Annotated in this window: 15 protein-coding genes; 2 read left to right on the top strand and 13 right to left on the bottom strand. The window is 44.1% G+C overall.

Going from position 1 to position 16288, the window contains the following annotated elements:
* Window positions 1–24 precede the first annotated feature (24 nt).
* The 4 genes from MC7420_RS00595 to MC7420_RS00580 form a co-directional block, all read right to left on the bottom strand.
* Entirely contained in the window at window positions 25–840 is an 816-nt protein-coding gene (locus MC7420_RS00595) for a sulfotransferase domain-containing protein (RefSeq protein WP_044204130.1), read from the bottom strand.
* A gap of 86 nt (window positions 841–926) precedes the next feature.
* Window positions 927–1133, bottom strand: a complete 207-nt coding sequence (locus MC7420_RS00590; protein ID WP_044204127.1) for a hypothetical protein — start codon at window positions 1131–1133, stop codon at window positions 927–929.
* Between the two features lie 143 nt (window positions 1134–1276).
* On the bottom strand, window positions 1277–1774 hold the full coding sequence (locus MC7420_RS00585) for a GNAT family N-acetyltransferase (RefSeq protein WP_006098026.1): 498 nt from the start codon (window positions 1772–1774) through the stop codon (window positions 1277–1279).
* A 63-nt stretch (window positions 1775–1837) separates the two neighbouring features.
* Window positions 1838–2962, bottom strand: a complete 1125-nt coding sequence (locus MC7420_RS00580) for an RNA polymerase sigma factor, RpoD/SigA family (protein ID WP_006098067.1) — start codon at window positions 2960–2962, stop codon at window positions 1838–1840.
* Window positions 2963–3535: 573 nt separating this feature from the next.
* On the opposite strand from MC7420_RS00580, the gene MC7420_RS00575 reads away from it, so the two are divergent.
* Window positions 3536–4837, top strand: a complete 1302-nt coding sequence (locus MC7420_RS00575; protein WP_006097908.1) for an aspartate aminotransferase family protein — start codon at window positions 3536–3538, stop codon at window positions 4835–4837.
* 159 nt (window positions 4838–4996) lie between these two features.
* Entirely contained in the window at window positions 4997–5923 is a 927-nt protein-coding gene (locus MC7420_RS00570) for a lysylphosphatidylglycerol synthase domain-containing protein (protein WP_006098307.1), read from the top strand.
* A gap of 124 nt (window positions 5924–6047) precedes the next feature.
* Here MC7420_RS00570 and MC7420_RS00565 read toward each other — a convergent pair whose 3' ends face one another.
* The 9 genes from MC7420_RS00565 to MC7420_RS38860 form a co-directional block, all read right to left on the bottom strand.
* On the bottom strand, window positions 6048–7055 hold the full coding sequence (locus tag MC7420_RS00565) for a glycosyltransferase family 2 protein (RefSeq protein WP_006098138.1): 1008 nt from the start codon (window positions 7053–7055) through the stop codon (window positions 6048–6050).
* Window positions 7056–7066: 11 nt separating this feature from the next.
* The gene (locus tag MC7420_RS00560) at window positions 7067–8377 is read right to left on the bottom strand and encodes an HTTM domain-containing protein (protein WP_198016340.1); all 1311 of its coding nucleotides are present in this window, start codon (window positions 8375–8377) and stop codon (window positions 7067–7069) included.
* A gap of 5 nt (window positions 8378–8382) precedes the next feature.
* Window positions 8383–8910: a hypothetical protein gene (locus tag MC7420_RS00555; protein WP_157452969.1), complete on the bottom strand. Its 528-nt coding sequence runs from the start codon at window positions 8908–8910 to the stop codon at window positions 8383–8385.
* 35 nt (window positions 8911–8945) lie between these two features.
* Window positions 8946–10607, bottom strand: coding sequence for a glycosyltransferase family 39 protein (locus tag MC7420_RS00550; protein WP_006098147.1), 1662 nt, complete (start codon window positions 10605–10607; stop codon window positions 8946–8948).
* Between the two features lie 91 nt (window positions 10608–10698).
* Entirely contained in the window at window positions 10699–12252 is a 1554-nt protein-coding gene (locus tag MC7420_RS00545) for an HTTM domain-containing protein (RefSeq protein ID WP_006097792.1), read from the bottom strand.
* Window positions 12253–12369: 117 nt separating this feature from the next.
* Entirely contained in the window at window positions 12370–13632 is a 1263-nt protein-coding gene (locus tag MC7420_RS00540) for an NAD(P)/FAD-dependent oxidoreductase (protein WP_006097794.1), read from the bottom strand.
* Window positions 13622–14572 carry a hypothetical protein gene (locus MC7420_RS00535; RefSeq protein ID WP_006098125.1) on the bottom strand — a complete coding sequence of 317 codons (951 nt, stop codon included), beginning with the start codon at window positions 14570–14572 and terminating at the stop codon, window positions 13622–13624. The genes MC7420_RS00540 and MC7420_RS00535 overlap by 11 nt, the downstream gene beginning before the upstream one ends.
* A complete protein-coding gene (locus MC7420_RS00530; RefSeq protein WP_006098316.1) occupies window positions 14572–16041 on the bottom strand; it encodes an MBOAT family O-acyltransferase in 1470 nt (489 codons plus the stop codon). The genes MC7420_RS00535 and MC7420_RS00530 overlap by 1 nt, the downstream gene beginning before the upstream one ends.
* 67 nt (window positions 16042–16108) lie before the next feature.
* On the bottom strand, window positions 16109–16279 hold the full coding sequence (locus MC7420_RS38860) for a hypothetical protein (protein ID WP_006098273.1): 171 nt from the start codon (window positions 16277–16279) through the stop codon (window positions 16109–16111).
* Window positions 16280–16288: the final 9 nt, after the last annotated feature.

The following is a 16288-nucleotide window of genomic DNA, read 5'->3' as shown; positions in this document are numbered from 1 at the left end:
TTAATTTTAACAAAAACATGAATTTTATAAGTATCCATATCGCTTCATCGGTTCTTCAGCATACTGAATAATTAAATCAACTTGTTTAGCTGTTATTTTTTCTTCCCATTGTTTATAACTTGCCGAGCCAATAAATTGAAAGTCATCGGCTATCTCATCAGCCCTCATTCCTTGTTTTTCTTTCAAACGCATATTTTCAACAGATGCTGATTCCACTGCATACTGTACAGATTTTTTGGTCACATTAATCCCTAGGAAATTGGCTAGTTTAATCAGTTCATGATTAACATCTGACAGTAGGTCTTCATATCGAATACAATGCAAGTCAAATCCTAGTTCATGTTTGCTGTTTCCTGTCCAGCAATTTACATGTTCTTGCCATGAGCTTGGCCAAATCCTACCATTTAGCCAATCCAATACAAATTCATTAAACTCCCACTGATAATCATAAAGTTTTTTATGGTATCGATAAAAAGACAAAACGACATCCCTAGGATCTCGAATTAAATAAATTACTCGCTTGTATTTCTTTTGACACTGCTTAGGTGAACTATAGTACTGGTAATGACTTTTTATAATATGCTGTTCCGTATCAATAACTTCATTTAAGTAGGTTTTTACATGAATATCTGGAATATAATACTGAAGATCTTTAATACTTGTTCCAGAATCTCCATATAAGATATGAGCTAACATAGCTCGCATCCAAGTATTGCCCGATCTGGGATAAGAAACTAAATAAATATCTTCTTCATTAGGACAGAACAGTTTAGGTGAGCTAGGAGAAGATAAAATATACAATTTATAAAATAAACGAGATAATATATTTGTTTTCTTCATTGTCTGATCCTTTCACTTGTTTGATGCTTGTAAGGGTGTTGTCAGTAACACCCTTATTGCGAAATTGAAAGGCTGTAAAAATATCCTCAGTCCAGCTTCAACGCATTAACTGGCACCTCATCCCAGGAACTGACGGTTCTCAGACGCGCTACCCAACCTGCTGATTTTTGCTCTTCTGTCAAGTTCTGCTGGAACGATTCATGGCAGTCTTTGGCTTGTGCCTCGTCACGACAAGCGATGCACGAATAAATCAGACCTCCGGGATCAACCTGTTCATTCACCCAAATCATGATGTTCTCCTCATTCCCTGAAACAGTTAATCAAAATCTTAAGTAGATCTACTTATTTTTGTAAAAGACTGGGATCACTGACGGCAAGAGGAAAAACACAGTTTTTGATATTTCATTAGCCTTGGCGACATAAGTTGTAAACCAATTTAAAGATTATATAAGGTTTGTGTTGCTAGTTGGGGAAGCGCATCCCCTGTGACTCGGCAAATGCGCCAGTCTGGTAACACTGTAGCACCGAGGCGCTGATAAAACGCGATCGCAGGTTCATTCCAGTCCAAGACTGACCACTCTAAGCGCCCACAATCCCGTTCTACCGCTAGTTGGGCAATATAGGTTAGCAACGCTTTTCCGATACCCTGACGCCGAAATTCCGGGCGCACGAACAAATCTTCGATGTAAATTCCCGGTTTGGTCAAAAAGGTGGAATAGTTAGAGAAAAACAGGGTAAAGCCTACCGTCTGCCCCTCATACTCTGCCAGAATTGCCTCAACATAAGGTTTAGCGCCAAACAAGTGGTCTTGGAGAGCGTCCATCGTCCCTGTGACTAGGTGAGACAGCTTCTCATACTCAGCCAGTGCTTGAATGAGTTCAAACAGCACTGGCACATCTGTTGGGGTAGCTGGTCGTATCTTCAACTTATTCATGGTTCGTTCGTAGTTGGCACGAAGCGTGCCATCAGCGCTAAAGCGCTTACTACAAAACCAATCCTAACTTAACCACCCTTGCAAGCGGCGAGCAACTTGAGGACGGCGCAGCTTCCGCATGGCTTTACTCTGAATCTGACGTACCCGTTCGCGGGAAAGGTTGAACATACTCCCCACTTCCTCTAAGGTGTAGGATTCAGGCGTCGCCAACCCATAGCGTAGAGAAATGACATCCTTTTCCCGTTCGGTGAGAACATCACTCAAGACATCGGAAATCTCTTGACGCATCATGGATTCGCTCATTTGCTGTTCGGGCAAGTGCAAATCGTTGTCTTCTAGTAAATCTACGAGTTCTGTATCTTCGCCTTTACCTACCCGATGGTTGAGAGAGAGCGATCGCCGACGTAATTGTAACAACTGACGCAAGTTAGTGCGGCTAATATCTAAGGCTTCTGCGAGTTCGGTTTCGTCGGGAGTCCGTTGCAGTTTCTGCTTGAGTTCCCGTTGTACTTTTTTCAGCTTATTCAGCTTTTCGACAATGTGAATCGGTAAGCGAATGGTACGGGCGTCGTTGGCAATGGTACGGGTAATCGCCTGACGAATCCACCAATACGCATAGGTGGAGAATTTGTAACCTTTGGCGGGATCGAACTTCTCCGCCGCCCGATTGAGTCCTAATGCGCCTTCTTGAATCAAATCCAGGAAAGGAACTCCTCGGTTAAGATAACGCTTGGCGATGGAAACGACTAAGCGTAAGTTGGAACGAATCATTTTACGCTTAGATATCTGTCCTCGGTAGAGGCGATTTTCAAATTGACGTTCGGTCAGATCTAAAGCTTGAGCCAGTTCAGCGTTCGTCGGTTTGCGTCCCAACTCTTGGTGCAAGCGTTCAGTCATCTCATCCATTTCTACCAAGAATTGAACCTGAGTGGCTAACTCAATCTCTTCTTCTGGCTTCAGCAAGGGATAACGCGCCATCTCCTTAAAGAAGGCTCCTACTGTATCATCAGAGCTAGTTTTATGGTAGCCAGATTGCCGGCTTTTTCCGGCACGAGTCTCTGTTTCGGAAAATTCGACTTCGACCTGATTTTGGTCATTATCTGAGATTTGCTCACTCTGAGGGTGAGAAAAATCCGTATCTTCTGTAAACTGACGAGTAGCAGTTGGGTTCAATTGTGCGATAGTCATAGTTAGGTTTGAAGTAGGAGTGTTATGAAAGCTTGTGATTTGGTTTTTAGGCAATCGGTTCAGTTAGACAGATTGAACTAGACAGATTGGGCAGATGGACTGAATATAAATGGGTACTGTCAATGAAAATTTTTCAACACTGGCTGTAGCTAAGGGCTGTACAGCTCAACAAACATCAGAGATGATTGGAAAGAGAGTTGCCATTCAAGGCGCACCCCCATCTCTATATCTTCTCTATGTTTAGGATTAGAAAATACTGATTCTAAGGCTACCAGAAGCAATTTGGCTAGTTGTTGCCCTGATTACAAAATATTGAACAGCATAGATAGATGTATGGATTATAGCGGCAAACTCAATGGGCTATATACAGAATCTCATACAGGTGGCTGTTTTACTCTCTACCGATCGGGTGAAAATAAGCAGAGAGAGCTGGGGGAGCTGGGGCAGCTGGGGCAGCTGGGGGAGATTGAATTGATCATATTGTTATATTTTGATATTTTGCCCTAATGTCACTAACCCGCCCGGTCTAAATTATGTCTTCCCTATGACCAATCAAATTCAAATTAGGAGATAATGTTCGTGACCAAACCAACTCTCGTCGAGAATCCCGGAATTCCTGCTGAATCAGCAGAGGGTGTATCGACTGCATACAATCCCAAGGATTTCGATACTAACGTGATGGGAACTTATAATCGTTTCCCCATCGCCCTAGAACGGGGTACGGGTTGTCGAGTTTGGGATACAGCCGGACGTGATTATCTCGATTTTGTGGCTGGGATCGCTACCTGTACCTTGGGTCACGCTCATCCGGCTCTGATCGAAACGGTGACGCAGCAAATCAAAACGCTGCACCATGTTTCTAATCTTTACTATATTCCCCCTCAAGGAGAATTAGCTCAGTGGATGATTGAGCATTCCTGTGCCGATCGCGTTTTTTTCTGTAACTCGGGTGCGGAGGCGAATGAAGGGGCGATTAAATTGGCTCGGAAATACGCCCACACGGTTCTAGAGATTGAGAAACCTGTAATTTTGACGGCGAACGCCAGTTTCCACGGACGCACGTTAGCAACGATTACAGCTACGGGTCAGCCCAAGTATCAAAAGAATTTTGACCCCTTGGTGCCAGGATTTTATTATGTGCCGTATAACGATATCGGTGCCATGGAAGATGCGATCGGAGAATTGGATGAAGGGGATCAACGAGTAGCCGCAGTGATGCTTGAACCCCTGCAAGGAGAAGGGGGAGTGCGTCCAGGCGAGTTGGAGTACTTCCTGCGCTTGCGGAAAATCTGTGACGAAACGGGTATCCTGCTGATTTTAGATGAAGTACAAGTCGGTATGGGTCGCACGGGTAAATACTGGGGATATGAAAATCTAGGGATTGAACCCGATATTTTTACTAGCGCTAAGGGATTAGCGGGCGGTGTTCCGATTGGGGCGATGTTGTGTAAGCAATTCTGTAATGTGTTTCAACCTGGGGATCACGCCAGTACCTTTGGCGGAAATCCTTTGGCTTGTGCGACGGCTTTAACCGTGGCTCAAACGTTGGAACGGGACGATATTCTGCACAATGTTCAGCAACGGGGTGAACAGTTGCGGACTCGTTTAAGAGCGATCGCGATGAACTATCCCCAGCTAATTAATGAGGTACGCGGTTGGGGACTGATTAATGGGATGGAGTTGAACGCGGATGTGGAACTGACGGCGGTGGATGTGGTGAAAGCGGCGATGGAGAAAGGATTGCTGTTAGTTCCCGCAGGTGCCAAGGTGGTGCGTTTTGTCCCGCCTTTGATTGTATCGGCTGAAGAAGTGGATGCAGCCGCAACAATCGTTGAACAATCTATAGCCAAGCTAGCTGCTTCCGTCAATAAATAAGGAGATTCGTCATTTGTCATTTGTAATTTGTGATAATTGAACGGTTAAGTCGGGGCGGGTTTCGTTATATCAAGGTGAAAACGAAACGTTAGTGGTAAAACCCGTCCCTACACACTCTTCCTTATCTCCCTCATCTCCCCCAGCTTCCCCCGCTAGCCAATGAAAAAAATCTGGTCATCGATAAAACCCTACATTCGCTGGGTCATTCTGGGCGGGACGCTATTTTTTATCGCTAAAGCTTTTAAAGATCATTGGCGAGAAGTTGCTGGAATTCGCATTGATCCCCAGGGCTGGACGATGCTGGCGATCGCACTCTTGGTTACACTTCTGGCACATATTTGGTCGGGTTGGGTTTGGACGTGGATTTTACAGGCGTTTAAACAACCCATTGAACCGCGTTGGGCGCTACAGGTTTATCTGAAAACGAATGTTGCTAAATATTTACCCGGTAATGTGTGGCATTTCTATGGTCGAATTGCAGCGGTGAGGGGGGTTGGAGGTTCTGTGGGTGCTGCTAGTATCAGTGTATTACTGGAACCTCTGTTAATGGCAGCTGCGGCGTTAGCGATCGCGTTATTTAGTGGTGGATTGGGTTGGATCAACACGGCATCCGATAGCCGGATGTGGGGGTTACAAATTTTGGGCTTAGTTGTGGTGTTGTTGGGCGTTCATCCCCGAGTTCTCAATCCTATTGTTCAACGCTTAAGCCGTTCCAAGAAGGTTACAGATACGGAAGAGTTCACTATTGAACGCTATCCCTTATTGCCATTGTTGGGTGAAATGGGCTTTTTGGGATTTCGGGGAACCGGATTTTTATTTACCTTACTGGCGGTAGGATCAATTACTCCTACTCAGATTCCGTCGTTACTGAGTGCGTTTAGTTTCGCCTGGTTACTGGGATTAGTTGTACCTGGCGCACCGGGAGGGTTAGGGGTATTTGAAGCGACTGCGATCGCGCTTTTAGATCAGCAGTTGCCTGCGGCTTTCATCCTTACAGGGGTTGCCTTATTTCGCCTTGTTAGTATTCTGGCAGAAATCAGCGCGGCTGGACTAGCTATTATCAGCGAACGTTTGTGGACTTCCTAGAATAGCAATCAATTGTAGGGGCGGGTTTTACCAATAACCTTTGGCTTTCAACCGATAACTTGACTAAACCCGCCCTCCTAGCGTCTGGGTTTAGCGACAGCCGTTAGTGGCGGGTAAGGAGTCATCATTCATAATTCCTGCCAACCACCTCCCGCACTCGATAGATTGGTCGCCCTTGGGACTCGTGATAGGTTCGCATTAACACTTCTGCTAACAGACCAAAGCTAAATAACTGGACGCCTGCTAATAACAGAACAACAGCTAAAATCAGCAAAGGTCGGTCACCAATCTGCTGTCCAAAACCGAGTTTAAGTAGGGTTAAATACAGTCCTAATAACAATCCGACACCGAAGGAAAGCAAGCCAAATAGTCCAAAGACATGCATGGGGCGAGTGAGAAATTTTTTCATAAAAAATACAGTCAATAAATCCATCACCACACGAAAGGTTCGCCCCAATCCATACTTACTTGTACCATAACGACGGGCATGATGTCGCACGGGAATTTCACTAATTCTGGCTCCCTCAATGTAAGCTAATGCTGGCAGAAATCGATGTAACTCGCCATAGAGATTCATATCCGCCACCAGTTCAGAACGGTAGGCTTTAAGGGAACACCCATAGTCATGTAATTTGACGCCAGTCACTTTCCCAATTAACCAATTGGCAATTTTAGAGGGGAGGAGTCGAGTTAAAGCCGCATCTTGTCGTTCTTTGCGCCAACCACTGACTAAATCATACCCTTCTTCTATTTTGGCGAGTAAGGCGGGAATATCAGCCGGATCATTTTGTAAATCACCATCTATCATCACAATAACGCGAGCTTGAGCATGTTTAAATCCGGCTGACATGGCGGCGGTTTGACCGTAATTTCGGCGGAGAATCACCGCTCTTAAGTCTGAGCGGCTGCGTGCTAATTCGAGGAGGAGTTCGGTGGAACCATCCTGAGAACCATCATCGACACAGACGATTTCGTAGGCAAACTGATTGGCACTTAAACTGGTTGCTACAGAGTCAACCAGGTGGGGTATACTAGCGACTTCATTGTAAATAGGGACAACGACCGATAACGCTAGTGAATTTGATGGGGTGATCGGTTCTTGATAGTCCTTAAAGGATAATGAATCTGTCATATTTTAATTCCTTATTGTCTTGACTCCATCGATTTATACAAGTTTGCACTTATCTTAGAGATAAAGGGCAAAGAAAGTACCGGGTACAACAGCCATAAGGGAGGCAAATAGCGCAGGCTTTCGCGGAACGCTAAAAAGCCTTTGCGTTTTGAGCCGCTAGGGAGGACAAGATAAAGCGGTTTTTTATAGTCATCCGGGACAATTTCCGCCATGTTATCACTCTGGGTTGATTGTTGGGTCTGCAAATCCCTGAATGTTAGCCGATTAAACCAATTAAAGTAGGATAAAACGGTAATGATAGTGAGACAATGATTATCTGATTTGTTATAAATAATTTCAGGGTTGTGAGTTAAACCATCAAGGCGACGACGTTCAGACATATTTCCGACTAATTCTGCCCAAGGAATAAAGACTGAATAGCAGGGAATATACTTTAGAAATGGAGCATTTTGAGCAATATATATTCCTGTATGGAAGCAAATCCCTAGAGGAATATAAAACCAGATTAAACGGGGAAAAACTAGCACAAAGAAAAATGTTGCCTCAAACAGGATTGCCACCCAAGACGATAGCATAGCTAATGTATGTTGTCTGGCTAACCAAATCCCTAAGGGTCTATCCCAAACCAGCCCATCCTGCCACAAATAATATTGTAATGTATAGCCATTCATCCAATCGAGTCCTCCTTTAAGCAGCTTACTCATAGCTGAGTCTAGGTAGATAATTGCAAACATCCACTGGATGAGCAATAAGGGCCATCTAGCCAAGTGACTTTTTTCTTGCTGAATATCAAAAGTATCTACGCTTTTTCTCTGGCAATTTTGTCGAATACGACGCCGCAGATCGTCTAGGGATAAAACTTGACCAGCAGGACTCAAAGCCAAGATGACAAGCGATATCATGACTAAGGCTTGAGAATGACTATACAAGGCACCGAAGGAGTATATATAAGCTTGAATCAATATATTCCCAATCGCAAAGATAATTAGATTCAGATTTGTTGACAGTCCAATTAAGCCGAATGTTCCTGTTATTATAGTTAACGCTAAAATTACTAATAGCAACACAACCGGAGGAGGATGATTTAGCCCAAATGGTAAGAGTATAATCTTTAAAATGGGTAGCGGATTGTAAAGAAAATCCGGTAATTGAGAATTATTCACTAACTGACTCACTATAGTACCATCTCGACCTGGAACTAATAAATAGAAGAGTTGAGAGCCAACAATAATCATTCGACTCATGGCTAGATTAAACAAGGGGGTGAGTTTGAACCAATAGGTTGTCCACCATTCCCAAGGTACAGTTAGTTTATTAAACATCGGTATCATTTTTTTCTCAATTCGGTAATTGGGTACTGTTTAACCAGTTGGGCTTCCGCTTCAATTACCTCGTCTTTAAGTAAGACGAGGGGATAATTATACAATCGTAAATTGATTATTTTAGTGTGGTGACGACTTTCGTATAATTGGACAAAATTCATAATCATTTCTTTTTTTTCTAACCGTAGTGATTCTTTGAGTCCATACATAAAAACCCAGTAATTTATGCCTAAATCTTCTGGCTGAATCCGGACTTCAGTCGAATCATCTAGAGTGGCGTAAATTGAATATTGCTTGATTGTATCTCCTTCATATTTGGCATAATTGTACATCGGATAACTGACGAAGGGCCAGAGGCTAGGATCTGGAGGGGGTTTGAGCAGTTTATAAGGATATTGCAGTCGTCTAAACTTGGGCCAAAACCCTCTCAGATGTTTAGCGGTATAGAACTGTAGTCCGATGAAAAATAGGATAACGATAGATAGAAGGTGGACAGTGAATTTATATGAATGTGTATGACTTAGTTTTGACATGGTAAACCAATTTTTATAATCGTTTGATTTAAATGCTACTTGACGAGTTTCCACAGTCGTGGGTTTTCTCGACGACGGGGATCAACAAAAACAGGCTCAAGTGTATAATTTTGATTTTGCTCTAACCAAGATTTTAATTCATCATGAGGTCGGTAAACAAACACATCTTGAAACTGTGCTGGAATTTCCGGCAGAACATTTGGTTGAACGACAAACAAAATTCCTACATTTGGCTCAAACTGACGAGTAAGGGGTAAAACTCTCCCCACAGCCCCCCCTTTACCCCAAAGCACATTTGATGGAACGGAATACAATATGAGGGGTTGTTCAGCTTGGTTAACGATAGTCGCAATAGGGTGAACATGATAATTACCGCCTTTACTCCACCATCCATGGGCTTGAGTAATAATTAGGTTAGATAAAATGCCGAGGGAAATCAAAACAACAAAAATTGCCTGCCATATTTTCTGTTGCCTAACTGACTGGAAATTGGTGGACATTTTGCTTGCCAAAAGGTAAGCAACAGACAACTGAAAGCCTAATAAACAAGGGATAACATAACGAGTCACCGTTGACCGTTGACCGCCTTTAATAAGGTCGGGGATGATTAAGGCTGCAGCCATAACTCCAATCAAGCTGAGAATAAAAAACCATACCTGTGCTGGAGTGTTTTTGCAAATAAAATAAATCGAATATCCCCCTAAAACAATCAGCGGCAAAATTAACCAATAGATGAGGGATTCATTATCACTCAATAAATAGCTGCAATCTGGACTGTTTAAAGGTAAACACCATCCTCTATCTAAGTCCACAAAAACACGGCTAACACTTAATCCCCAGGATTTAACTAAAGTTAATAGAGGCAATTTTTGGAAAACCCAACCCATTTGCTCTTCTAAGGGAGGTGGCGCCGTTATCGTATTGATTATCCAGGGAGAGAAGGCAATAACCCCAGCTAAAGAGGCTAAACTATAAGCAATAACTGTTTTATTAAAGCGAAATCTCTGAGTGACAGCGACATAAAGTCCATGAGACGCTGCGACAACAGTAAAAAACCAATGAGTATAAAATCCTAATGTTAGAGTAATGGCGTAGATACTCCAACTTATCTTGGTATTCAGGCGTATGGCTCTCAATAAAGCGGCGCTTGAGAGTAAAATAGCTACCGTCAATAAACTATAGGGACGAACTTCCTGAGCATACAAAATATGGAAAGGTGAAATCGCCATCAGCGCCACGGCTACCCAGGCAACAAAGGGTGATTCAAAAAGTTCTCGACATAGCCAATAAATGCCAGGTAAAGCAAATAAGCTAATCAAAACTGAAAAGCTTCTTAGTGCTGCCACTGAACTGCCAAACCCAAGTGCCCAAACTCTGAGTGCGAGATAGTAAAGTGGAGCATGCTCAGTGTTTCCCGCTAAAACCCGAATCGTATCTCCCCAAGTTTTGGTTGGACTCGGACGCTGATACTTGAGCAAATCATCAGAATTAACGACTTCACCGGAAAAGATATCTTGAATAAATTCAGGTTCCGTATAGCCGAAAATTCGCAAAGATGAGTGGGTTTCATCAAGCCAGTAAACTTTCTGGTCAAGATGAACAAAGCGAAAAAACAGTCCTAAAACCAGTATCGTGATAATTAATACGTTAAACCATTTTTTCTTCAATTTAAATGTATTATTAATGTAATTTTTCATAAAAATAGAGCGCGAATGGCTTCTAAGTTTAGAGCATGAGATGGTGTAATAAAAACTTTGAGATCTATTCCTCTCTCTTTACAGATTTTACCTAATCTTCTCCAGAACAAGATTGCTGCCACTGACTATTCTTCTCTACATTCTGAGTTTCTCCGGGTGGGACAGTCCGTTCATCCACAAAATAAATTTCTAAACTTTCTAGCTGTTGGTTTCCCTGATGCTGTTGATTCCAAGTGCGACATAAATATTCAGCATAATAGGGATAAAGCTTATTCCCGATCGCGCGATTGAGATTGATGAAGTAGGTACGCCACTGCATATTGGGATACAGGGCATTGCGCTGCTTAATCGTTGGTTTATCCCAATTTACAGATCTCCCATTCCGCAAAAGGTCAACCTCGCTACCATCCTTGAGTTTACCGACAATAACGTGCCAGCCATCATCTCTGGGCGGCGCTGGGGCGAAAATACTCCAGGATTGATCGAGTCGCAATAGGCGACTAATCCAGTCTAGGGAATTCAGCGTCCTTGACTTCATCACCCGGTCAATTTTGGCGCGAACATTAGGATCGAGTGTCTGCTTTAGGGATCGCGCATCAGCTAAACTGCGGAAATTCCAAACGGTAACGTAAGCCAATAACAACAAGGTGACGATGTTTAATAGTCCCGAAGAACGGACTTCCACCGGACGAAATTTTAAGGGGGCGGTGAATTGACCCGCAACTTGACGATTTGAGGCAATTGTCTCATAGAACTTTGTTCCCACCGCCATCAAAGGACGCCAACGGAGAATATAAGCGAGAGGTTTAAAGACCGGAGAAAGACTCACCACATACAACCCGACATGTAACAAGACAAATGTGATAATCGTGGCGCAGCGGAAAAACGTGGTGCGCCAGGGGATAAATAGAAATAGGGGTCCAATCCACTCCAATATTAATGTGGCAACCGTGGAAAAAACTAACAGGGGCGGGAAGTTCAGCAAGAATTGACCCAGTGGTGCAGCGTACTGGTCAAAACTTAAGGCATAATAGACGGCTGTGAGTTTTGGAAACCAGATATCGCTGGTTGTTTTAAACGCAGCGGAAAAGGCATAAACGTAATAAATTTGTAAGGTTAGCGCGAATGTAGCCCCGGTGAGAATCCGCTTGGGTAACGGCTTACTGGATGAATTCAAAGCGCTATCTACCGAGTAACACGCCCCTAGGGGTAAGAACATCATCCAGAACAATAGCGCCCGCATCATGTCATCGGCGGCAAATAATACGGTAGGATTCCGATTTTGTAGGGAAATCAACAACACCCAAGACGCGATCGCCGCCAACCTTGTCCGGTATCCTACCAGTAGGGCGACGGCAATTAACCCCGCCAGCAAGAAGACAACGCCTTGAATAAAGGGTTGACCCCCCAGTAGATGTACGGACCAATACCACGGATGCAGAATCTCCTCGATTAACGCTGTGCGCGGTAATACCCCAGCATCGCTGTAAAGCGTGGTAATATCCTGGGCACGGATGAGCAAATCGGCAATCAGTATAATCGCGACACCGATACGAAACACAGCTAGCGATCGCAAATCAAACCCAAACAAGGGTTCAAGTTTACTCAACCACTTACCTTTCGGTTTCTGCACACTGGACGCCATAAACGGTAGACCTCACGGGATTTTAGGATTTGCCTCAAAAAACGATAATTTCGATACTAAGTCAGTAAAATTCCCCTTAAGTATGAAATATGACGAATGACAAATAACAAATGACAATTAACGAACCGTTTTTCGTCGCCGTTTCCAGAATAGCTGTGCCAATTGTCGCCTTAAATTAACCAACCATTGACCGACCCAATGCTGCAACACCCGCCAGCGATGGCGCAGGGTGGGCAATCGCTGAAGATAGACGAATTGTCTAATCATACCAGCCAAACGACCGCTGATCTTCATCGCAAAACTGGACACTACCGCCTCCCCTTTTCCTAAGGTCAACATTTCGCCTAAATGTAAATAGCGGAACGGCTTTAACCGTTTACGCCTAACCGCCCGATACAGGTTTTTGGCGGCACAATCCGCTTGTTGGTAAGCCACTTGTGCGGTTTTTGGGAGTTGACCTGGATAATCTTGAATGTCTGCCATATCCCCTAGGGCTAAGACTTCTGGATAATCCGCAACCTGCAAAGTAGGGTGGGTGAGTATCTTACCTTGAGGATTCTGCTGACAAGGGAGATGGCGTACCCATTCAATTGAACGAGTCCCCACTGTCCATAACACCAGATCAACAGGCATAAGGGTTTTTCCGTTCTGATTAATCAGGGTAATTTGATCCGATTCAATCGCCTCTACGCTAGTTACAAAATCCATTTGTACTCGACGTGCAGTTAAGGCGCGATAGGCGGATTTTTGACTGTAGGGGGTAAAGGTTTTCAGCAATTGCTGACCCCGTTCAATCAGTCTTATCTGTCCCCGTTCCTGCAAGCGATCGCTCAGTTTACAAGCTAACTCTACACCACTCGGTCCTGCACCGATTACCGCGACGCGAATTTGGGGCAAATTCGACTGTTCCAACTGGTTAAGCTGTTGGTTGAGGCGTTCTGCATCAGTAACGGTGCGAAAGGGATAAGCGTAAGTCGCCGCACCCGGTACGCCATCTAAGCGCATCTCGGCACCAACGGCTAATACTAAATAGTTATAATTTAGGATTTTGAGATTTTGCCCTAATTCTGATAGGGTGTCTAATTGCAGCTTAACTTGGCGTTTTTCTAGATCGACCGCCTGAATATTTCCTTGACAAAAATCAATCGTTGTGTTTTCAATTAAGGTTCGATAACGGGGGGCAATTTCCCAGGCTTGTAGTTCCTGGGTTACCCGTTCATAAAGTAAGGGTGTAAACACTAGATGATCTTTGCGATCGATTAAGGTAATTTTATACTTAGGTGATTTAAACAGGCGAAACCGTTGCAGGTACAAGGCGGTATAAAGTCCACCAAACCCTCCGCCTAGAATACAGATGTGAATCGAGGGTTCATGGTTCATTACTAAAGTTGAGTTCAGGAACTTTTCTGAGTTGCTTCACCAACTCACGAGAACGAATTGTCCGAGATTTAGGGGTTAGGTGGTAGTGGGTATCGGCAAATAAATCTGAGTTTGTCTTCATATTTAAAGACTCTGGGTCATAAATTAATGGGGCAATTTTGGCTAACTCCTCTGCCGTTTTTTCCACATTAGCAATTGATTTCTCATCGGTGCGAGCATAAACCCAGGGTAATGATAGAACTAATGTCCCACCTTTGGCTTCGACTTCCTGACGAAATTGCTCAATCCGTTTAAGTGCATGTTTGGTGATGGGTTGATTAATCGGTAATTCCCACCAGTCTGCTGTGCGTCGTTTATCATCTTCCGGGGCGGGATCTCCATAAGCATTCACTCCATCCGAGTAGTAACCCGTCATCTGTCCTTTCTGGATCACATCTATCGTGGACTTGGTGACGCCTCTGAGTGTGGGGGTACCCAGGAGTAGGGTATCTTGAGCCAATTGTTTCGGGGGAATTCCACCTAACCCCGGACGTCCAATCGCCACACCAAATTGAGCCGAGCGATCGCCTAATCCATCCTCTGACCATAAAATGAGATATTCGGGAATCAGTAGCACAATATCTCCGGGACGAACTTGATCAATAATACTGGGAAGAATCACATTCAAACCCACGGGTCCATCGATTCCCAAGTTCAACACCGGAATTCCCAATTTCTCTGACATCAACTCGGAATTAATCGTATAATGCGCCCCTGAACCGCCCGTAATCAGCAACCGTCGCGGCGCTTCCACCTTCTCCTCAGCTAACGCGATTTTGTCTTCGTACATCATCCGGAGCCAGCTTAACTCTCCGCCATAGCGGGCGTTGTAAATATAACCGATTGTCCACGCGATAGCAGCAACTGCAATCCAACTTGTTAGTTTTAATGGTTTCCACATCAGAATTCAAAGTAAATAAACTCAGACGGCTGATTCGCCGCGAATAGGATAGTTAATCCTAATAAAACTCGCGATACCCAAGGCAATAGTAACAATTCATATTCAAACTTCCGTTTTTGCCAAACGGCGAGATGTTCCATAAATAACACAGCATTTGCCAACAACAGCGTGACAATTAAAACAGCGCCTTCGTTGAGACTGTAGGAACTCAAGAATTCGCCTAAATTCGATAACGAATACGCCCATGGGGTAACAATCGTGCGTAACTTTGAGAGCAATCTCAGAATATCCGTGTCCATAAAGAACAGACATCCCAGCGTCACTGAACCAAAGGTTAGCGCCCAGGAGAAAAACTGAAACCGGGAGACTTGTTTTCCTTTCCCCATCAACCGTTGAAAGGGTCTACCTGTGTAGCGCAAAAGCAAGAGTAACCCCCCATGATACGCGCCCCAAATAATGAAATTCCACGCTGCACCATGCCAGAATCCGGATAGGGTAAAGGTGATGAATAAAAAGAAAGCGGCTAATTGTTTTTTAGACCCCATTAAGGGCAGAAACACATAGTCGCGAAACCAGTTATTTAGGGTAATGTGCCATCGCCGCCAAAACTCTTGGATACTGACGGAGGTATAGGGAGCCAGGAAGTTCACGGTTAGTTTTACTCCTAATATTCTCGCCACACCCAGCGCCATAAAACTATACCCGGCAAAATCAAAGTAGATTCGCAAGGTAAATAAGTAAGCAAAGAACCACACAATCCAGGGATTGGCGGTTTCTTGTAAGTTAATGTAGGGGGCGATATTATCGGCTAGCACCAACTTCATAAAGAAGCCCAAGGATAGCCAGCGTAATCCCAACTCAAAGTTTTCGGCTGTGAATTTAAACTGAAATGATTGAATTTGGGGTAATAAGTCAGCCCGTCGTTCAATCGGTCCAGCGACAATTTGCGGAAAGAAGGCAATAAAGTTAATGTAATCTAGAAAGGCGATGGGTTTTTTATATTTAGGTCTGAGGGAATCAACCACAAACGCCACCATCTGGAAGGTGTAGAAGGAGACACCAGGAGGAATTTGTTGAAAGATGGGCAAGGGAAAGCCTTGTTCCCAGTTGTTCTTGAATCCCGGTACGACAATGCCAACTACATCTTCGGCAAAAAAGGTCAAGTATTTGAGGTAAGCGAGGATCGCAATATCGGTGATAATTACAATCGCGGCAATTAGCTTAGCACCATTTCCACGACGCTTAAGCATTAGCCGCACCATGAAGTAGTTGAAAACAATTTCAACAATAAAGATGGCGAAACTGGAGCGACTGGCGTTTAAAAACAACATCAGCGACATTACCGCCAACCCGATGGTGTCCAACTCGTCTCGCCACAGCTTCAGAGATTTGCCAACATAGCGAATGGCAAAGAAAGGAATGGCGTAAAGTAGTAGAATCCACCAGAAGGAAAAGTCAGAAAAATTCAATTAACGGTTTCCTCCTTTTTTGTCCTTTGTCATTCGTCATACTCGCTATCGCGAGAAGCAAGCTACGTCATTTGTTAGGGAACAGGGAACACCTCGACTTACTTCGGCTTCGCTCAGTAACACGCTCGGTGTGTCTTATGCAATAGGTAAGGTAGAGTTTTGAGTTAACTTCCCCAGCTCCCCCAGCTCCCTCTGCTCCCCCAGCTCCCCCAGCTCCCCCAGCTCCCAGACGTAGCATGCTACGTCT

The sequence above is a fragment of the Coleofasciculus chthonoplastes PCC 7420 genome, assembly GCF_000155555.1.
Classification (GTDB): Bacteria; Cyanobacteriota; Cyanobacteriia; order Cyanobacteriales; family Coleofasciculaceae; genus Coleofasciculus; species Coleofasciculus chthonoplastes_A.
Note: the sequence above shows the minus strand (reverse complement) of the source record. Positions and strands in the feature narration are given on the sequence as shown.